This window comes from Deltaproteobacteria bacterium (assembly GCA_009692615.1).
Classification (GTDB): Bacteria; Desulfobacterota; Binatia; order UBA9968; family UBA9968; genus DP-20.
In genome coordinates this window covers 1-19772 of sequence record SHYW01000060.1, presented here as the reverse complement: position 1 = coordinate 19772, position 19772 = coordinate 1, and the positions used below count along the sequence as shown (strand labels likewise).

Sequence of the window (19772 nt, the reverse complement as noted above, 5' to 3'; positions counted from 1 at the left end):
ATAAATAGCCGGCATGCTCATCGACGCCCACGTCCACTTGGATAAATACGGCAGCCTGCTCGACGAAGCGCTGCGGCAAATCGAAACCGAGCGCATCTTTACCGTCGCCACCGCGATGGATGTGCCGTCCTATCTGGAATTGCAAAAGATCGGCGAACGCTCCGAACTTGTGCTGCCGACCTTCGGCATCCATCCACGACGCGCGGCGGAATACGCCGGCTGCTTGCCGGAACTCAACCGCTACATCGAAATGAGTCCCGCCATCGGCGAGATCGGCCTCGACTTTCACTGGGTGAGAGATGCGTCGACTTACCCGGCGCAAAGAAAAGTGTTGGAATATTTCATCGCGGCAGCCGCTGAGCAGAAAAAGTTCGTCAACCTGCACACCAAAGCCGGCGAAAAAGAAATTCTAGACTTGCTCGAGAAGTACAATGTCCGCCGCGCCATCATCCACTGGTACTCCGGCCCGCTCGACATCTTACAAGCGATGATCGACTTTGGCTGCTACTTCACCATCGGCGTCGAAGTTCATTATTCGGATTACATCAAAGAAATTGCCAAGCGGATTCCCGATCGTCTACTGCTAACCGAGACCGACAACCCCGGCGCGCTTAAGTGGCTGAAGAAAAACGACGAGATCGGAATGCCGAAGGCGATAATCGAAGTCGTCCAAACAGTAGCCGGCTTGCGCGAATCAACGGCGGAGAGAATCGAACAAATGGTTCACGCGAATTTTTCGCGGCTCGTCGCCAACGATCCGTGGCTCACGAACTGTGCTGCGCTGCTGTCACGAACGGCATTCGCTGATATCCATCACAAGTAGCAAACTGCATCTACTCCCACAACTTTTTAAAAAACCCTTCCTTCTCCAACTCAACGACGAAACGATTGTCGAAGAAAGCGGTCACCGGCGTCTTCTTGCTGACCGCTTCGTCGATCTGCTTTTGCCCGACCAATTGATCGACCAGCGCGCCGAACGCTTCTGGCGGCATGAAGCCTTCTTTGCTGAGCGCGTCCACTGAGAAGCGGTAGCTTTCTTCCAAAATTTTCTCGTCGGTGATTTTGGTGTACTTGGCTAAAGTCTTCATGGTCAATTCCTTGTTGGTGTAGATCGTTTGAATCCCTTCGAAAGCGGCGCGGATGAAACGTTTGGCGATGCTGGGATTCTTGTCGATGAAGGATCGGCGCGCCGCCACGCCGTTTTCAACCACGGGAATATTCCACTCGCGAAACTGCTTGACGCCGACCAACTCGCGAAAGCCTTTGTCGCGCAGCATCATGCTTTGCGGCGCCGGCACCATGGCTGCCGCGACGGAGCCGGACATCAGCATGGCGGCGGATTCCGGCGTGCCGCCCGACTGTAAAACCGTCACGCCGGTCACGTTGAACTTCTGAAAAATATTTCGCGCCGCGATATCCGAGATCGAGCCGAAGCGGCTGACCGCGACCTTTTGTCCCTTGAGCTGAGCCACGTCTTTGATTTGCGGCTGCGCGTACATCGGCACGGTGAAAGTCTTTACGATGGCTGCGATCTGAATAATATCGCCGCCGCTGATGACGTTGGAGACGATCGCCGGCCCGGCGATGCCGGCGAAGTTCGCCTCGCCGGCGAGCATCGCTTGGACGATCACCGACGACGCGCCTTCGTAAAACATATCGACGTCCAAACCGTTTCTCTCAAAATGGCCGGCGTCTTTGGCCATCCACCAAGGCAAACTGTTCCAGGAAATCGGCGAATATGGAAATCTTACTTTGTCCGGCGCCGACGCAGCTCCGGCGACACCATTTGAAACCGTTGTCAGGACGATCCATACCGCCAGCAGTGAGATGAATTTGCCTATGTTTCCTCCTCGAACAGACAATTGGCGGCAATCTATCCCAGCGCCGAAACTTGTCAAGATAAATATCGCCACGCACGACAGCCTGGCATCTCTCGCCGTTATTTGCGACAAACATATCAGTGATTGAAAAAGGGAGGACGTTCTATGTCCGCACATACTTGGGAGACATTCATCGCCAACTTGCTGACCCTCGGAGTCGACGCCGCGCAGGGACTGTTTCGGATCGCCGTCATCGTGTGCGCCGGTTACGCGATCATCAAACTGCTGCGCGCCGGATTCGGCCGTCTGGAAAGTTTTTTGATCCACGCCACCGAGAAAACCGAACGTGCGCCGGGCGCGGCCGCACAACGGATCAAGACCCTCGCCAATGTGCTGTGGACCATCGCTAGCGGCTTCCTGTGGTTCATTGTCATTATCATCATCCTCAGCCAGTTCGGCGTCAACGTCGGGCCGATCCTCGCCGGCGCGGGCGTCTTCGGTCTGGCCGCCGGGTTTGGCGCTCAGCATTTGGTCCGCGACCTAGTCAGCGGATTTTTTCTGCTGCTAGAAAATCAGATTCGGGTCGGTGACACGGCGATCATCAACGGCACTACCGGTCTGGTCGAAGCGGTGACGTTTCGCACCGTTGTGCTGCGCGATCTCGCCGGCGTCGTCCATGTTTTTCCCAATGGCACGATCAATACGCTGGCCAACGCCACCATGGATTGGTCCGCCTACGTTATCGATATCTCGGTGGCCTACAAAGAAGACACCGATCGTGTCACCGCGATCATGCGCCGGGTCGCCGAGGAAATGAGAAACGAAGCGGAGTTTCGCCGCCTCATGCTCGAACCGATCGAGATTTTCGGCGTCGATAACTTTTCTGATAATGCCGTGACCATCAAGGCGCGCTTCAAGACCCAGCCGTCGCATCAAAACGAAATCGGCCACGAATACCGCCGCCGTTTGAAGAAAACCTTCGATGCCGAAGGCGTGGAAATGGCGCCCACCCCACGACAGGCGAATCCGCGCGCAGCCACAACCTCTGTGACGTCGCCATGAATGGAATGACCGTCCCGTGCGACCTCTCCGTAGCAATGACTCGCTCTTCAATTTTCGCTCAAAGCGTGTAGATTGAACCAACCATTTTGACGACAACGGAGCATCCCCTTCACCTTGGCTGATAGTCATCACTCTTTTACCCGCGAAGAAATCGCCCCGGTCATCGTCGTCAGCCTGATCTCCGCGCTGCGCCTGCTGGGGATTTTTCTTATGCTGCCGATCTTCAGCGCCTACGCCGTGCGTTATCCCGGCGCATCGGCGCCGCTTGCCGGTTTGGCGTTTGGCATTTACGCGCTCGTTCAATGTATTTTTCAGATTCCCTTGGGCTGGGCCAGCGACCGCTGGGGGAGAAAGCCGGTGCTGATCTTCGGCCTCACGCTGTTTTGTGTGGGCAGCGTGGCGTGCGCGCTGGCGGAAAGTATCGGCGGCTTGATTCTCGCCCGCGCGTTGCAAGGCACCGGCGCGGTCGGTTCGGTGGCCTTCGCCGCCCTCGCCGATCTCACCCGGCCGAGCGTGCGCACCCAAGCCTACACGATCACCGGCATCGCCATCGGCGCTTCGTTCATGATCGGCCTGCTCGCCGGACCGTTCCTCGCCGCGCACATCGGACTCAACGGCATCTTTTACGTCCTCGCGGGTTTGGCGTTTCTTTCCATGGTTCTCGCCATCGCGGCATTTCCCAAAGAACGGCGCGGACAACAAACCGAACCGGCCATGGCGCTGCGGCCGATCCTTACCGACAAGCGTTTACGGCCGATCTTCATCGCCGCTTTCGTGTTGTCCTTCGCGTTGAATTTATTTTTCTTCACCTACCCGCTCAGCTGGACTGACATCGGATTGGAAAAAGCCCAGCTGTGGAAAGTGTATTTAATTATTTTCATGCCTAGCGTGCTGTTCGTCTTTCCGTACATGCGCCGCGCCGAAAAGGCCGGCCGCTTCCGCACACCGATCATGGTCGGCTGGTTGAGCGCGACGGTCGGCTACGCGGTTTATCTGTTCGGCGCGCAGTACGATTTCTTGCTCTGCGTCAGCGGCGCGGCATTTTTTTTGGGCTACAGCATTTACCAACCGATCCTGCCGGCGTTTTTGACCCAGCAGGTTCCCAGCGCCGGCCGCGGCACGGCGAGCGGGGTTTACAATTCCTTCGGCTTCATCGGTTCGTCCCTCGGCGGCATGCTCGGCGGCGCCTTGATTCACTTCTCGCCGTCGCTGCCGGAACTGGCCGGTGTCGCCCTGCTCATCTCCTGGTTTTTTCTCGGTCTGCCGGTCGCGCCGGAAACCAATTCGTAAACTGGCCAGCCGAAATCGAAAGGAGCGATTATGTTTCAGCGAATCAAGCGATTTACGTTAGCGACAATTTTAATGTCGCTGTTGTTAGCGGCTTGCGCCGGTTCCCGCGACGAAACCATCTCCGGCGTCGCCATTCCCGTTCCCAGCGCGATGAAAAAAAGCACGGACAAGCCAGTGGAAATTTCTTTTCTCGGCTTCGGCGTCGGCCAAGCGACCTTTCGCGGCGACATGGAGAGTGAAAAGCTCGTCGAGTTTTATAAAACAGAAATGGCCGCGCGCGGCTGGCAAACGAGCATGAATCTAGTGAGCGGCGGCGCCATGCTCGCCTACAGCAAAGACGCCAAGACCGTCATGATCGGCATCGGCAAGCAAGACAATCAGTCAGTGTTATCGTTGACGGTGGGAAGTATCGGGAAATAATCGGAGGACAACCACAGGGGGTTGCCCCTACATATGATTTTTTTGCGCCGCCGTGTTCCCGATTGCCCTGAGCGTGTCGAAGGGTGCGGCCAATCTTCCGAATCCAAGCGAGGGCCGGTCGCGACCGGCCCCTTCATTTCGATCAATTCAAATGGAAGAATGATACCGCGTTGTCCACAAGCATCTTCTGCTTTTCATCTTCAGGGACACCGGAAAAAATATCCGCGATGACCCGCTTCGAGTTGGGCCAGTCTCCCGCTGAGTGGGGAAAGTCATTGCCCCACATGATCTTATCGACGCCGACATCGTAACGCAGCCGCAATCCCACGCGGTCGTAGATGAAGCCCCAGTATAAATGCTCGCGAAAATATTCGCTCGGCTGCCTCTTCAGAGGTTTCAAATCGAAGTAGCGCTGCATCCAATGCTTGCTGCGTTTATAAACGTCGTCGAGCTGATCGTAATAGTAAGGCAGCCAGCCCATCTGTGTTTCCGCCCAATATATTCTTAGCTTCGGCAAACGCTCGAAGACGCCGGACAACAGCAGCTGCACCGCGTTCAAGCCGCTGTTGCCGCCAAAGCGCGTGAGCACGCGGATCGGCTCGCCGCCGAACGCCACCTCGCCGGGATCTTTGTCGTACTTGAACAGCGGCCCGTCCGGCAATCCCATCGCGACGTGCACTGAAAGCGGCATGTTTAGATCCAGTGCCGCGGCATAGAAACGATCGTCCGCCAGCGACGGATAGGATTTTCCGCTGGGAAAGGTATTGAGCATCATGCCCTTGAGTCCAGCCTTAGCGCAGTATTCTAATTCTTTGATCGCCGCGTCGACGGAATGGGTCGGAATCGCGCCGAGAGCAATCAGTCGATCGCGATTGACCGCGCAATATTCTTCGGCGAGAAACGTATTGTAAGCATGCACCGTGGCAAGATAGGCGTCGTCGTTGTTAATACCGCGCCAGAAACTCAAGTTGCTCGCAGAAGTATAGAGTATCTCGCCGTCGACGCCGTCCTGATCCTGCTCCTTGATACGTTGCTCCGGCGCGCCCGCGCCCTCCGAGCCTTCGTAGCTGACTCCCCGCAGCTCATGCCGCTCATAGGGCTTACCGGCGATCGCCAGACCGACAACATAAAGCGGCCGCCCCTCGATGATGATGCCATCGCCACCATTGGCGAGCTTCACCAAACGCGGCGCCCGATCGCGAAACTTCTCCGGCACCCGCCTGGTCCAACGCTCCGGTGATATTTCTAAATGTGAGTCGGCGGAAAAAAGCCGATACTTGCTAGCCATCATTCATTACTCCCAAAAATCTTCCATCTGTTCCCAACTAAAAACTAAACACTAAAAACTCAAAACTGAGCCAACCTCACCTCGGCGTCTGCAACCACTTCTCCGGCTCCAGCCCCGGCCGGTCCTTATACTTTTCCGCGATGGCGCGCACCTTCGGATGGTCCGCGGTGGTGATTCTGCCATCTTTGTAAACGTAATTGTCGCCGATCTTGAGATTGCCGCCGCGCAGTTCAGCGGAGATATGCATCAAGTATGGGAACGTCTTGCTGCGCCGGCTGTTGCCCATATGAAAATGGAAACTGCTCCAGTGATGGTGCTCGATGAAGTGGCGGTACGGCGCGTTGGGACATTGGTGCGGTTCGAGGATTGCCGACGGATGCACGCCGCCGTGAAAACCGCGCACTTCGTAGGCCGCGTCGCCCAAATATTTCGAAATGAATTGATAGAAGCGCGTCAACGTCTCGGCTTCGGCGCCGCCTTCGAATTTTTTGATCTGGCCTTTTTCGATGAAAACTTTGACCGGCTGCTTGAACGGACAAGGCACGCCGATGTGGCGCGCCCAGATCACGCCGATCTCGTTGATGATGCCGACGCCTTCGGCGTCGCGGGCGCGAATCGACGACCACACGCCTTCGGGAAACGGCCGGTAGACGCCGATGTCGCGGTAGTGCGCGTAGTCGTCCATGTCTTCCGGCTTAACGACGTAGCCTTCGATATGCGAGCCGTTCGGATGGGTCATCACCCACTTGGCGCCCGGCACCGCCAGCGCGCAAGCTTGCACGCGGATTTCCGAAACCAATTCGTACGGCGTCAGTCCCCAGTTGCTAGTTAACAGCGATCCCGTCGTCGCCATGTTGCGCGCGTATGGAATGTTGAGTTCTTCGAGAATATCGGCGGTCTCGCGCAGCTCTTCTTCGAAAGTCAGATCGACGGCGTTGCTGATAATACAGTCGGCGCCTTTCATGGCGGCGGCGACGATCTTCGGCACGCGCCAAGCTTTGTTCGGATCTGCGCCCTCGCCCCACAGCACCGTCGGCCGGTAAGGAATATCGCACCACACCACCGTCGCATCGGCGCCGCGCTGAACGATGGCCGAATGGAGCCATGAAATAGTTTCCGAGTCGACGATATTGACGCCGCCATACATACCGTCGTTACCGGCGACGAGAAGCACGTTCATCCCCGGCTTCACCTTGGCGCAGTTGTCGATCATATCGCCGACCGCAATCGCCGCCTGTTTAGGAATCAGTGGAACAGAACTCACACAAACCTACCTTTCAAGTTTCAACGCGAAAACACTCCGATGACCGAAACGAACACGTCCACGAGCCACGATCACGATTTCTACGACGCCGCCTTCACCTGCGCCCGCGCCGCCTCGACCAACGGCTTATACTTAGCGCACAGCGCTTTCCACCCCTCGGCTTTTTTCTTGGCGCGATCGAGAGTCTCGTTGGAAAATTTCACGATCGGCGTGCGCGCTGGTCCAGGGTTGACGTAGCCGGCGAACTCGATCGGCAGCTTCGCCGTCGCGCCTTCGTTGCCGCCCGGCCGTTCGCCGCCGGCGGCGTTCATGATATCGCCGATGACCGCGATCGCTTCTTGGTCCTTGCCGGCGCGGACGAGATTTCTCAAATGCAGCACCGGCCATGGCCCCATCCAAGAATCGATCGACCAACAGCCCGCCGAACCCATGCGATAATAGGGAACCATCTGCGCTTGATTGGTCATCACGCTGATCTTGCCGCGGATGATATCCATCAAGCGGAGAAACTCGCGGGTGTCGCGATGGCTGTCCTTCATGCCGACGATGTTTGGGCACTGCACCAAGCGCGGAAAGATCGACACCGGAATTTTAACTTTGTGATTGACCGGATTGTGATATATGAGAAACGCCAGCTTGGGAAACATATTGGCGATCTGCGTGTAGAAATCCGCTATGTACTCCGGCGACTGGGCATCGTAATAGGGCACGCCGAGCAGCGTGCCGTCGCCGCCGATGTCTTGCACGAATTTCAACCGCTCGACCACTTCGCGCACGTTGGGGCTGGTGGCGCCGATGAATAGCGGCACGCGTTTTTTCACCGCATCGACGCTCGCCTTGGCCAAGGTTTTGTATTCGTCCCAATGCAGGTTGTAGCATTCGCCGAAGCTGCCCGACACGGTGATGACGTCGATGCCGTCGCCGATCATGCGCTCGACGCCGGCTTTGAGATTGTCGACATCGATGGTATTTTTTGAATTCAAATCGCCCGCGTCCTTGGTGGAAAACGCCGGCATCATGCCCATCACGCCTTGCACATCTTTCGCCGTTACCATATCGAACCTCCAGGGGATTGGGAAAAAGTTACTCAACACATAGCCGGAAACGGTTCCGCTTGTAAAGACCAAGTTGCGCCGGCAGAGATGAATTTGCTACAAACGTTTTAGCTTAAGCGCCGCCGGAGGAATGTCATGTCCAAAGCCGCCGTCAATGAACCCAAAGATCGCCAACAACTGCACCAAAAATTCGCCGAGCTCGGCCTGCGCGGTTATTGGCAAAACGAGCGCGATACCCAACGCATGGAACCGAAGCTGTGGCGTTGGAAAGAAATTCTGCCAGTCTTAATGGAAACCACCGAAGTCATCCGCATCGGCCCCGACGCCTTTCGCAGAAACGTCGGCTTGCAGACCGGCAGCAAAACTCTGGCCATGGGATTTCAAATCGTTCTGCCTGGCGAAGCCGCGGCGGCGCACCGCCACACCAACACCGCATTGCGCTTCGTCGTCAAAGGCGGCGGCGCTTACACGACTTCGAACGGCGAGCCGATGGTGATGGAGCCCGGCGATTTGTTGATTCAACCCAACTGGGTCTGGCACGACCACGTGAACAATTCCAAAGAACCGATCATCTGGATCGACGCCCTCGACGCCGGCGTGGTCGGCTTTCTCGACGCGCACATCTTTCGCGAAGAATGGGCCGAGGGTAAACAGCAGCCACTGACGAGAAACCACGGCGCCGCGCGCCGCCTTTACGGTCCAGCGCGCCAACCGAAAGTAGATTACCAAGGCGCCGCCGGAGTTCCTTATCATTACAAATGGAACGAAGCCCTCGAAGCGTTAAAAGAATTAGGCGAGCAAGGCATCGTCGATCCCCACGATGGTTTGTACATCGAATACAAAAACCCGGTCGACGGCGGCCACACGTTTCTAACCATGACTTGCTACCTACAGATGCTTCAGCCCGGCCAAGAAACCAAATTCCACCGCCACACCGGCACCCACATGTACCACTGCGTCCAAGGCAAAGGTGTCACGATTATCGACCAAACCAAGTCAGTGGAAATGCCGTGGGACGAACACGACAGCTACACCGTCCCCTCCTGGCGTTGGCACGCGCATAAGAATCTCTCGCAGACCGAGCCGGCGATTTTTTTTTCATTCACCGACCGGCCGCTATTGCAAATGACGGGGTTGGATCGGGAGGAGAATGGATAGGCCCACAGACTGAATGAGTTAGAGAATATTAAAATGGATATTAAGGGAAAAGCCATCCCGGCGATTACAACAATTATATCTTTGTGTTCACTGACCATGAGCACTATCGGGATAATTTACGCGATAAAGACATACAACATTTCAAACAGACCATATATTGGAATCGAAATTGTGAATAGAGAAACACATATGGACAGTCCTAATAAGATTAAATGGACAGCAATCATAAAAAACGCCGGAAAAGTTCCAGGCGTCGTGTTGCGCGAACAATTTAAAGCATACATTACTGACGGCAATGATCGAGAGACAACAAAATTGATTCAACAGGACGTAAACGGGGCAAAATATCTGCTACCAGACAACACATTCAAATACACCGGCCAGTTTGTCACCGTCGATGGAATCGCATCTGTTAAAGACGTGATTAATGACAAGACTCGACTGTATATTGAAATAAAGCTTTACTACTCTTTGCCTGGGTACAGTGATCCCCAGTATTTTTACGAGGCAAAGTTGCGCGCAACTCCAAACATCGGAGTTGAACAGGGTTTCATGTTTGTGTCAGCCATTGAAAATAGCTTATCCAGTCACTGAGGCACCCCCCATACGCGCTACCGTAGTATTTTTTGGCGGTAATGTTACTCTCTTATTGTCAACCAGGAGGTCGCCATGAGCACGATCACCGTTACAGTTTCCGATGATCGCCTTTCAAAACTTCAAGAAATCGCCAAGCGGTATAACATTACTCCTGAAGATCTTGTACGTGTGACGATTGACGAATTGATCGCACGCCCAGAGGAAGCGTTCCAGCAGGCAGCTGACTACGTTCTCAACAAAAACTCCGAGCTTTACCGCCGCCTCGCCTAGTGCGTTATCTCACTCTAAACGAAGCTCTCGATCTACACCGCCGGATCATCCAGCGCAGCGGTGGAAGTTTTGGCATCCGCGATCTACATGCCGTGGAGTCAGCGCTCGCTCAGCCCCGCATGACATTCGACGGGAAAGCTCTTTATCCGACGATCACCGATAAAGCGGCCGCTCTGGGATTCTCGCTCATTCAGAACCATCCGTTCATTGACGGCAACAAACGGATCGGGCACGCCGCAATGGAGACTTTTCTGATTTTGAATCGATTTGAAATCGATGCACCCATTGATGACCAAGAACAAGTCATACTCAATCTAGCTTCGGGAAAAATGAAACGCGAAGAACTTGCGGCATGGCTAGCTACCCACGTTAAAGAAACTGCTCACTCCACAGGCGCCTGACACAACAGTGCGGTCCGAATTCCCCGCCTAAACCGTTTCACTTCCTCCAATCTCCATGCTGGAATAACCAAATGCATCCACATATCATCAGTATTGCCGGCTGGCTGCCGGCGATCATCTTCCCTGCCGCAACTTTGATTCAACTATTGGCCATCGTCAGAAGCCGTTCGACGCGCGGTGTAAGCTGGTCTACATGGACATTGTTCGGTATCGCCAACATCTCGGTGTATATCTACACGGAGAAGTATCTAGCGGTTCAGACAATCGTCGGCTTCTTGGGCACCGCTCTGTTAGACTTCGTCATCGCCGCGGTAGCGATTAAGGGCCGACCGACAGATAAGACTTGAGCTGCTATTGAACTTCCCGAGCGCTATTGCGCCAAAGTGCTGCCGATCCACTTCCGTCCAGCGATGACGAACAGCAAGTTAAAAGTAATCAGCACCACCAACATGGCTGCCGAAGAGTTGAAGTGGCCGCCGACGAACGACTCGTAGATCACATTGGCGACCACGACGCTGCCGGCCGACGCCAACATCAACGCCACGGAGAAATCTTTCGCGGCATGGACCAGAACCCAAAGCCAACCGTTCATGAATGCTGGAATTAGCAGACGCAAAGTGATGCGCCAAAACGTCTGAAACTGATTCGCGCCGCTGGTGTGCGAGACTTCTTCCAACTCTTTGTGAATTTGGAGAATCGCCGAGTGCATCAAACGCGTGCCGAAAGCGAGGAATCGCGCGATGAACGCGAGGGTGATCAGCGCCAGTGTGCCGTTGAGCGGCGTGCCGACGAACATCAGAAACAGCGCCAGCGTCGAGATCACACCGGGAATCGCTAGCGGCATGAAGGCGACAAGATTGATGAGCTTGCTCAGCTTCGACGGACTGCGCACCACCAGCCAACCGATGAAAGTGACTAGCAGCATCGTGATCGTCGCCGCCTGCATCGACACGATCAAAGTATTGACGAAAAATCTGCCGAAGAAACGGTAATCGAACAGCCGTTGATAGTTGAGCAGCGTCCAGTTCATGTCCGGCAGATATTCGCGGATTGGCGGCACGTAGAAGCGCAGGAAGCTCGCGTAAAGCAAAACCGAAAACGGCAGGACCACTTTGACCAAAACAAAAATGCAGATCGCCGCCAGCGCGAGATATTTCCAGCGACCGAGTTCGATGATCTTTGGCCGGTAGCCCTTCCCGGTTACGACGGCGAAGTCGGAAGCCTGGCGCACCAAATGATGATAAAGCAGCGTGCCGCCGACGCCCATCAGCAAACCGAGCAAACCGAACGCCGCGGGCACGCCGTAGTTCACGCCAGCGTCGCCGGTCGGCATCAGGCTGAAAAAGATTTTCGTCGACAGCACTTCGATGCCGGCGGTCGGGCCTAACGCCAACGGCAGTTCCAACGCTTCGAGACCGGTGAGAAAAAAATAGATCGCCACCGCCGCCACGCCCGGACGCATAAGCGGCGCCGTAACGGTCTTCAAGACGCGCAAACGCCCGGCACCGGAAGTCGCGGCAGCTTCTTCGAGCAGCGGGTCCATACGGCGCAGCACCGCGGTGAGAAACAGCCACATAGTCGGCACCATGCCGAGCACGTGTACGAAGATCAGACCCGGCAAACTGTAAATATTAAAAGGCCCGTCCGCCGCATCGCTGCCGGCGAGCGCGCGCAGATAAACATTGATCGTGCCGCCGCGCGGCCCCAGCAGCAGCACCCAACCGAGCGCGGTAGCGAACACCGGCGTGCTCATGGGAATGAACATCAGCACGTACATCGCGTCGCGCAGCGGCATATCGGTGCGCTCGGTCAGAAAGGCAAAGCCGAACGCGATGGGAAGCGCGAACAACACACCGAGCCCGGCGTAAATCAACGTGTTGCGGATAATCGCTAGAATATCGGCGCCGCCGTAAGCCTGCGCGTACGCTTGAATCGTGAAAACACCGGGAGCAAGCGGCATCACGCCCGCTGGACGCAAGCTCGCCAGCAACATGAAAACGAGTGGAACGACGACGAGCACACCGAGGACAACCAGCACCAAGACCGAACCGACGGATTGGAAATCGAACCAGCTTACTAATAAATCACGCCGACGAGCAATCGCTCGACGCTCTGTTAACTGTTGCGTAGAATCCACCTGCGATCCGTTTGGGCCAGCGTCGAAAAATGGAAGTTCTCCACAGGGATTTTCGGTGAGTTAAAAAGGAGGAACACGCTAGATAACTCGCCGGGCGTTTCGCGTGGTCTGCGTTAGCCAGAGGTTGAGCACTTGTAAGATGGATCCCTTACAGCCTTCGTCCATTTATCTAATCTGCCAGACCAATTTACATCAAGAGAGATTGCCTTATTCCATCCATCTAAGGCTTTGTCACGGTCACAGAGATAGTAGTACGTATAGCCACGGCATGCGTATGTGTCAGCGTTCTTCGGAGCCAGATCAACGGCTTTGTTGCAGTCATTGAGTGCAGCTGCAAAATCGCTCAGCCTTCTGTGGACGTAGGCTCTCTCAAGATACGCAGTCGTGTGCTTAGGGTAGTACTTAATAGCTATATCAAGACTAAGCTTGGCCTTCAGAAAATCTCCTTTCTCCGCTAAAGACCAGCCGTAATCGTTATAGCTGTTCGAGGGTTGAGAGCCAAAAAACATCTTGATTGCGCCGAAAAGAGCGACAAACGTGAATACATCAGCGAAATGCTTCTTGAGACCCCATGATGATGTTGAACGACAGGCTAAAATCCTTAGGCACTCCACAAAAATGACACTGGAAACAACGGCTGAAGCGAAATCTAGAGCGACTAGAAAAGCAAACGGAAGTATCAATGGATTTCTCGACGTGAAGGAGGGCGAATTGAAGAAATATAGCAGCGCTTTACCGACGAGAGCGACTGTCAGCAGGCCGGCTCTTAAAGCCCCGATGGTTTTTATCCAGCTTCTGAAGCCATGGTTATTCATTTCTACCTAGTAATATGCTGACCGGCCTTTGTCGAACTTAAAATTCACAAAGACCACCACCACACATAAGCCATTAATAAAAAATTGGGCCCCGCGGGCGCAACGCATTACCGCGTAATTTTCTTCTTACTCGCGATGCCGTCTTTCAGCGCCTGAATCGCGATCTTGCGGTACTCGCTCGCCTTCTCCGACTCTTCTTCGGTCTTCGGGCCGATGACCTGTTCCATCTTGGTGATGCCGTTTTGGCGGGCCAGTCGCACCAAGGGAAGATATTTTTCTTCCTCCTGAAACAAACGGAACGCGCCGGCGCCGGAGATCTGCGCTTCTAAATAATTGCCGTCGAACGCTTCCCACCCCCAGAACAGCGCGGTCATGCTCGGATCGTTCACCGGAGGTTTGGTGAGACAAGTCACCGTTGAGTTGCCGAGGACGAACTCAGCAAAGGCGACATCCAAAGGCGCGCCGAGTTTTTTCTGCGGCAATACCCAGTTCATCGACACCATGCTGACATCGCCCTCGCCTTGAATCAGCGACTAGATCAAATTCATGCTGCCGCCGGCGACCAGCTTGGTGCCGTTGGCGCCCAGATTGTGAGAGAAAGTTTTCATCCGTTCGACGTCCCAACCCGGCGCGAACGGTAACGCGAACAGCCCCAGCGCTTGGGCGTCCCACAAGACTCGATTGCGCCAGCGCTCGCCAGTCAAGTCTTCGAGCTTGATGCCTTTCAACTCCGCCGGTTTGACGCGCCGAGTGTTGTAGACCAGCGACCAGTTGCCCATCTGTGCGTGCATGCAGTGGTCGCTCAACACCGCGCCGTCGGGACCGCCGCCGATCTGCGGCACCACCGAACGCAGCTTTTTGGCTAACGGCCAACCTTCGTAGATCGCTTCCCACGGCGGTCGTCGCGTGTTGCCATCCCACATATCGATGACGCCGCGCCCCGACTTCGCCGACTCGACGACCTTCACCGGCATATCGCGATGATGGCCGGGCTGCGATTCCAGTTTCAACGGAAAGCCGAATTTCTTTTCGAAAGCCTGTTCCTTAGCGCGCACCACATCCGGCTCGGTGGCTTCAAGCGCCAACGTCACCACGTGGCTCGACGCTTTCGCCTTGGCGATCAGCTCTTTTAAATTCGCCGGATCGCCAGGCGCGACCTGCGCGCCAAAAACAAATTGCGGCAGCGCCGCAAACTGGCAGAAGAAAATCACCGCAAAAAACTGGATGGCGATCATTGTATTGGCCTCCGTCCTTTCTTCTAACTCGAAACCCGAGACTCGAAACCCGAAACGTTCTGCCCCTGCATCGCTTTGCCATAGCGGTCGAGATCGGCATTGGCATCGAGGTGAAAATATTCAATCGCGTTGTCGAGCAGCATTTTTTGCCGCTCGATTGGCGCGACTCCGACAAAGGTTTCGTCGATCAGACGCTGCGAGTGGGGCCAATCGCCGGTGGCATGGGCGAAGTCGCTGCCCCAGATGAGAATGTCGACGCCGATTTCATTGCGGCATTTCACACCCCAGGCGTCGCGCATGAAACCCCACAGGCAATTCCCTTTCAAATATTCACTGGGTTTTTTCTTGGGCACTTTAAAACCGAAATCGCGCTCGCCCCAGTAGCGGTTGCGCTCGTGGTTATCGTCGATCTGATCGAAGCTATGGGGCAGCCAGCCGCATTGGCTCTCGGCCCAATAAATTTTCAGATTGGGAAAGCGGTCGAAGACGCCGGCCATGGCCATTTGCAGCGGCGCGATCGGCTGTTCGCCGGCGAAGCGAAACATCAACGAGACCGGATCGCGTTCAGCACCGCCTGCGTTGACCAAAACTTTAGGATATTGAAACACGCCGCCATTTTTCGGCCCGAGCCGCGTCGTGCCGCCGTTGGTATGGGATGTCACGCCGATGTCGAGATCGAGCGCGGCAGCCCAAAATTTGTCGTCCTCCACCGTGACGTAACCTTTGCCACTCGGGAAGCGGTGTAGGTTGATTCCTTTTAATCCGGCCTTGGCGCAGTAGTTCATCTCGGCGATGGCATCATCGACGCCGGTGTCGGGAATCACGCCCATGCCGAGCAAGCGATGCGGATTGTAAGCGCAGTATTCTTCGGCGAGCCACTCGTTGTAGGCGCGGATCATCGCCTTGTACGCGTCGTCGTCCGCGATGCCGCGCCAAAACTCGGCGTAACTGCCGTGCGAATAAAGCACCTCGGCGTCGACGCCGTCCTGATCTTGCTCCCAAAGCCTTTGCTCCGGCGCGCCGGTGCCAGGCCCTTCGAACCAAAATTTTTGCAGCCCATGTTTTTCGTAAGGGATGCCGGTTATCGTCGTCGCCCCCGGACTGCGCGGCGCGCGGTTCTCGACGAGAATCCCCTCGTTGCCGTTGGCGAGAATCACCGTGCGCGGCGCCCGTTCGCGCCAACGCTTCGGCACCCGCGCCGTCCAGCGCTCGGAACGAATGTCGAGATGGGAATCGCCGGAAATAATTTTGTATTGTTTCGCCATTACGGTCTTCCCCGGTTCTAAAACGATTCTATCTCCGGCGTAGGGGCGGCCCCCAGTGGTCGCCCGTTCCGGAGGGCAGACCCAGGGGTCTGCCCTACAACGATGGGAACCGACTAAATTTCAGGTCGTCAATTTCTTATACAACTGCGGCAACCGGCGCGGCAACAAACTCACATCGGCCAACACTTCGTAGCTAAAGTCGTCCATCATCGTGCGCAGATAATCGTTGCCTTCTTTGTCGACGGTTAAGCAGAAAGGATGAATCCCTTCGCGCCGCGCTTCGATCAGCGCCATGCGCGTGTCTTGCACCGCGTAGCCTTTTTCCGCGCCCTCTTGCGAATAGCCGCGGTCCTGGGGCCGGCCGTCGCTGATCAGAAAGAGAAACCGCGAGCGCGTCTGCTGCATGCGCAACTTGGCCGTGGTGTGGCGGATCGCCGGACCCATGCGCGTGGCGTGCAGCGGCCCGATGCGGCCGAAACGTTTGGCGATGTCCAGGGAAAAATCCTCGGCGAGATCTTTGATCACGTAGAACTCGACATTGTCGCGGCCATGGCCGGAAAAACCGTAGACGCCGTAGCGATCGCCTATCGCTTCGAGCGCATCCATCATCAGCACGATCGCTTCTTTTTCGACGTCGATGATACGCCGCTGGGAGCGCTCGCCCAGCGGGCTGGAATTCGAAATCGTACCACTGCCGGCCACCGTCTTGATCGCTTCACCGGTGGAGCCGCTCATGTCGAGCAAGAATGCCACGGCGACGTCGCGCTCGACTTTATGCTGGCGCCAAAATATTTTCTCCGATGGGCTGATGCCGCTGCGCAGATCGCTCATCGCCTCGATGGCCAAGTCGAGATCGTGGTCGGAACCGTCCGGCAAACGTTTTTCCTTGTGATATATCTCCGGCACTACCTGCTCGAACTCGCGGCGAATCTGCTGCAACAGACCAGCGTGGCCGAGCAGCGTGTCGCGATAAAAAGCCAGATCGCCGATGCCGAGAGTCTTTTCGTAAACCTTGCACCAGCGGCTGCGATAAGCGCTCGCGCTCGCATTCCACTCGTCGTAGATAAAAGTATTGGGCTGGCTCGCCGTCAGCGGACCGGTGTCGTCATCCTGGCTCGGCGCCGGCTTGCGCGTCACGCTCTGCATGCGTGGATCGCGCTGGTCGAGTTCTTTGAGCAGATTCTGCACCATCTGACTGGTCTGCGGATCTTGTTCGTCGCCGTCGTCGTCGTCACCGTCGCGCGGTTTGGGGGCGCGCTGACTGCGCAGCAAATCCGCCAACTCTTCCGGCGTCAAAGACTTGCGTTGCTCGCGCGAATTGGCCTGGGCCTTGGTCAGAAACTGCGCCAGCTCCGGCCGAAAGTCGCCGCGATAGTCGACGCCCTGAGGTGCCAGATATTCGCGTTCCTTGCCGACCAACTGCGGCAACTCATTGTGGGCATCTCGATCTTGCCACCGGCTTGACCGTTTTGGCTCTCCGCCGAATGGCGCAAATTGGTCTTCATCGAGATAGTCGTTCTTGATTTTAGCTAAGCGTGCGTAAAGCCGCAGCGTCGCTTCGGCGCTGTCCTCCACGGTCGCGTCGCGCGTCGCGATCAGAGTCAGCAACGAGCGAATCTCGCCGGCGATCTTGATCTGCTTCTTGGGAACCTTCACGCCGTCGGTTTGCCCCAAACTCAGCCGGATCATAAACTCCAACAGCGCTTCGCGCGCCGGCAAGAAAATTAATTCCTGGCGCAACGCCAAAGTGCGCCGGCGCATTTCACCGTAGACCAGCGCGATGCCGCGGTATTCGCGCATGATGCGCGCTTCGACCCGCGCGCTTTCGACGATGGAAAAGATATCGAGAGCCAAGCGCTTGTTTGGGAATAATTTAAACAGCTGCGTCAGTTCGGTGACGCTCGCCGGTTCGTGATGACCTTCGTGGCCGTGGTCGTGGTCGTGATATTCCGGCGCGGCGATTAGCTTTGGCCGCAAGTCGTCGAACTGGGTTGACGGCCGCTCGAACTCGAAATCGAAACTGCCGAACTCGATATGGCCCGCCTGCTGCGTCAGCATGACTTTGAGAAAGTCGAAGTTGTCGCTCTCGGCCGCATAGCGTTCGACAATCGCCGGCAAAAAAATCGCCGCGCCATCGCTGGTCGCGACATCGTTCTTCGACCAGCCGATATTCTTATCGATCAGTTGCTTGAGATCGTGCAAATCGACGCTGCGCTCGGTGAGCGCATGGCAATAGAGCCGCAGCATCTCACGGATCGGCGCCAGCTCAACGGCGGGTGAATCAGGCTCGGACATCGGAATGATTGGCCGCAAAGAACGCAAGGGGCGCAAAACAAGAATTAGGGGTTGCCCGTTTTGCGAACTTTGCGTTCTTTGCGGCTATTCTTTCTTCAGCATTTTCACGGAAAGATCGCCGCGACGACTTCTTCCAGGCTGCGCTGCACCTGGGCGTCGTCGGTGATGCCCCAGGTTACCGCAACGTGGCAGGCGCGGCGCGGCGCGATGCCTTCCTTGATCAAGCGCGCGGCGTAAATTAATACCCGCGTGCTCGCGCCTTCTTTCAGTCCATGTTCGCGCAGGTTGCGCACCTTGTGGCCGAGCTTGGCTAACTGCGCCGCGATCTCACCATCGACGCCCGACTCATGGACGATGATCTTGGCCTCGCGCTCCGCTTCGGGAAATTGAAAATCCAAGGCGACAAAACGCTGCCGCGTGCTGTGCTTCAAGTCTTTCAAAACATTCTGGTAGCCGGGATTGTACGAAACCACCAGGAGAAAATTATCCGCGGCCTCGACCACCTCGCCGAGTTTGTCGATGGTGAGTAAACGGCGATGATCGGTGAGCGGATGGATGATCACGGTCGTATCTTTGCGCGCCTCGACCACTTCGTCGAGATAACAAATGCCGCCGACCTTCACCGCCCGCGTCAACGGCCCATCGATCCAACGCGTGCCGTTGGCGTCGAGCAAATAGCGGCCGACCAGATCGCTGGCGGTCAAATCTTCATGGCAGGCCACCGTCACCAGCGGCACCGCGCCATTCGCTGAACCGTTGTTCGCCGCTTTAGCGCCATCCTTGACGATGCTCAGAGGCTGGCCCAGTTTCCACGCCATATACTCGACGAAACGCGTCTTGCCCGTGCCCGTCGGCCCTTTGAGAAGAACCGGCACATGCTGGCGATAGGCGGCTTGAAAAATTTCCACTTCGTCAGAACTGGGCACGTAAAACGGCTGTTCCTTGACGATATATTCTTCGATACGATACTGCGGCGCTTCTGGTTTGGTCGACATTCGCTAATTTCACTCTCGAAAATTTGATTTGAAAAACCGTAACCGATGGGCCAGCGGGAGTCAAACTAGCGAATGGCGCGAAATGAACGCTAGCCAGCCGCTGAAAAAAGCGGAACATGCTTCGACGGGCTCAGCATGAACGGATTTTTCTCAAGAATTTCGATCTCCGATCCGTTTGTACTGAGCTCGTCGAAGGGCTCCGAGGGGTTTTCGCATCCTGCTCGACCGAAGGCGCCAGGCACCAAACGATTCTCCGCGCGTGTCGTGGCAACGTCAATATGTCATGTTAACAGCAACGCGATTATGTCAGGGTAGTGCGTTGGGTTGAGGTCGTAAGTTAGAAACCTGGCCATAGCGGAACCCCACCTTGTTGGAGTTGGTTCGATATAGGCCAAGTGTGTGCGT

The 19772-nt window shown here is 56.0% G+C and carries 20 protein-coding genes; 9 read left to right on the top strand and 11 right to left on the bottom strand.

Features of this window, described 5'->3' with window-relative positions:
- Positions 1-13: 13 nt before the first annotated feature.
- Positions 14-823: a TatD family deoxyribonuclease gene (locus EXR70_15040; protein MSP39800.1), complete on the top strand. Its 810-nt coding sequence runs from the start codon at positions 14-16 to the stop codon at positions 821-823.
- Positions 824-833: 10 nt separating this feature from the next.
- Here EXR70_15040 and EXR70_15035 read toward each other — a convergent pair whose 3' ends face one another.
- The gene (locus EXR70_15035) at positions 834-2348 is read right to left on the bottom strand and encodes an ABC transporter substrate-binding protein (protein MSP39799.1); all 1515 of its coding nucleotides are present in this window, start codon (positions 2346-2348) and stop codon (positions 834-836) included.
- Here EXR70_15035 and EXR70_15030 point away from each other — a divergent pair.
- The 3 genes from EXR70_15030 to EXR70_15020 all read left to right on the top strand — a co-directional run bounded on the left by EXR70_15030 (position 1986) and on the right by EXR70_15020 (position 4592).
- The gene (locus EXR70_15030) at positions 1986-2882 is read left to right on the top strand and encodes a mechanosensitive ion channel family protein (protein MSP39798.1); all 897 of its coding nucleotides are present in this window, start codon (positions 1986-1988) and stop codon (positions 2880-2882) included. The genes EXR70_15035 and EXR70_15030 overlap by 363 nt on opposite strands.
- A 114-nt stretch (positions 2883-2996) precedes the next feature.
- On the top strand, positions 2997-4172 hold the full coding sequence (locus tag EXR70_15025; GenBank protein MSP39797.1) for an MFS transporter: 1176 nt from the start codon (positions 2997-2999) through the stop codon (positions 4170-4172).
- A gap of 30 nt (positions 4173-4202) precedes the next feature.
- Positions 4203-4592, top strand: coding sequence for a hypothetical protein (locus EXR70_15020; protein MSP39796.1), 390 nt, complete (start codon positions 4203-4205; stop codon positions 4590-4592).
- Positions 4593-4734: 142 nt separating this feature from the next.
- Here the strand turns inward: EXR70_15020 and EXR70_15015 are convergent, their stop codons facing one another.
- From EXR70_15015 to EXR70_15005, 3 genes are all read right to left on the bottom strand, one after another.
- Positions 4735-5883 carry an amidohydrolase gene (locus EXR70_15015; GenBank protein ID MSP39795.1) on the bottom strand — a complete coding sequence of 383 codons (1149 nt, stop codon included), beginning with the start codon at positions 5881-5883 and terminating at the stop codon, positions 4735-4737.
- Positions 5884-5956: 73 nt separating this feature from the next.
- Entirely contained in the window at positions 5957-7144 is a 1188-nt protein-coding gene (locus tag EXR70_15010) for a hypothetical protein (GenBank protein ID MSP39794.1), read from the bottom strand.
- Between the two features lie 80 nt (positions 7145-7224).
- Positions 7225-8199, bottom strand: a complete 975-nt coding sequence (locus EXR70_15005) for a hypothetical protein (GenBank protein ID MSP39793.1) — start codon at positions 8197-8199, stop codon at positions 7225-7227.
- A gap of 135 nt (positions 8200-8334) precedes the next feature.
- On the opposite strand from EXR70_15005, the gene EXR70_15000 reads away from it, so the two are divergent.
- The 5 genes from EXR70_15000 to EXR70_14980 all read left to right on the top strand — a co-directional run bounded on the left by EXR70_15000 (position 8335) and on the right by EXR70_14980 (position 10972).
- Complete coding sequence (locus tag EXR70_15000; protein ID MSP39792.1) at positions 8335-9357, top strand: cupin domain-containing protein; 1023 nt, start codon at positions 8335-8337, stop codon at positions 9355-9357.
- 171 nt (positions 9358-9528) lie between these two features.
- The gene (locus EXR70_14995; protein ID MSP39791.1) at positions 9529-9951 is read left to right on the top strand and encodes a hypothetical protein; all 423 of its coding nucleotides are present in this window, start codon (positions 9529-9531) and stop codon (positions 9949-9951) included.
- A gap of 75 nt (positions 9952-10026) precedes the next feature.
- Positions 10027-10224 (top strand): DNA-binding protein, encoded by a 198-nt coding sequence (locus EXR70_14990; protein ID MSP39790.1) that lies wholly within the window; start codon positions 10027-10029, stop codon positions 10222-10224.
- Positions 10224-10625: a type II toxin-antitoxin system death-on-curing family toxin gene (locus EXR70_14985; protein ID MSP39789.1), complete on the top strand. Its 402-nt coding sequence runs from the start codon at positions 10224-10226 to the stop codon at positions 10623-10625. The genes EXR70_14990 and EXR70_14985 overlap by 1 nt, the downstream gene beginning before the upstream one ends.
- 71 nt (positions 10626-10696) lie before the next feature.
- A complete protein-coding gene (locus EXR70_14980) occupies positions 10697-10972 on the top strand; it encodes a hypothetical protein (GenBank protein ID MSP39788.1) in 276 nt (91 codons plus the stop codon).
- A gap of 23 nt (positions 10973-10995) precedes the next feature.
- Here EXR70_14980 and EXR70_14975 read toward each other — a convergent pair whose 3' ends face one another.
- The 7 genes from EXR70_14975 to EXR70_14945 form a co-directional block, all read right to left on the bottom strand.
- Positions 10996-12666, bottom strand: a complete 1671-nt coding sequence (locus EXR70_14975) for an iron ABC transporter permease (GenBank protein MSP39787.1) — start codon at positions 12664-12666, stop codon at positions 10996-10998.
- A 209-nt stretch (positions 12667-12875) separates the two neighbouring features.
- Positions 12876-13577, bottom strand: coding sequence for a tetratricopeptide repeat protein (locus EXR70_14970; protein MSP39786.1), 702 nt, complete (start codon positions 13575-13577; stop codon positions 12876-12878).
- Positions 13578-13684: 107 nt separating this feature from the next.
- A complete protein-coding gene (locus EXR70_14965) occupies positions 13685-14080 on the bottom strand; it encodes a hypothetical protein (protein ID MSP39785.1) in 396 nt (131 codons plus the stop codon).
- 30 nt (positions 14081-14110) lie between these two features.
- On the bottom strand, positions 14111-14812 hold the full coding sequence (locus tag EXR70_14960) for a hypothetical protein (GenBank protein MSP39784.1): 702 nt from the start codon (positions 14810-14812) through the stop codon (positions 14111-14113).
- Positions 14813-14835: 23 nt separating this feature from the next.
- Positions 14836-16077: an amidohydrolase gene (locus EXR70_14955; protein ID MSP39783.1), complete on the bottom strand. Its 1242-nt coding sequence runs from the start codon at positions 16075-16077 to the stop codon at positions 14836-14838.
- Positions 16078-16197: 120 nt separating this feature from the next.
- Complete coding sequence (locus EXR70_14950) at positions 16198-18372, bottom strand: hypothetical protein (GenBank protein ID MSP39782.1); 2175 nt, start codon at positions 18370-18372, stop codon at positions 16198-16200.
- A gap of 104 nt (positions 18373-18476) precedes the next feature.
- Entirely contained in the window at positions 18477-19367 is an 891-nt protein-coding gene (locus tag EXR70_14945; protein ID MSP39781.1) for a CbbQ/NirQ/NorQ/GpvN family protein, read from the bottom strand.
- Positions 19368-19772: the final 405 nt, after the last annotated feature.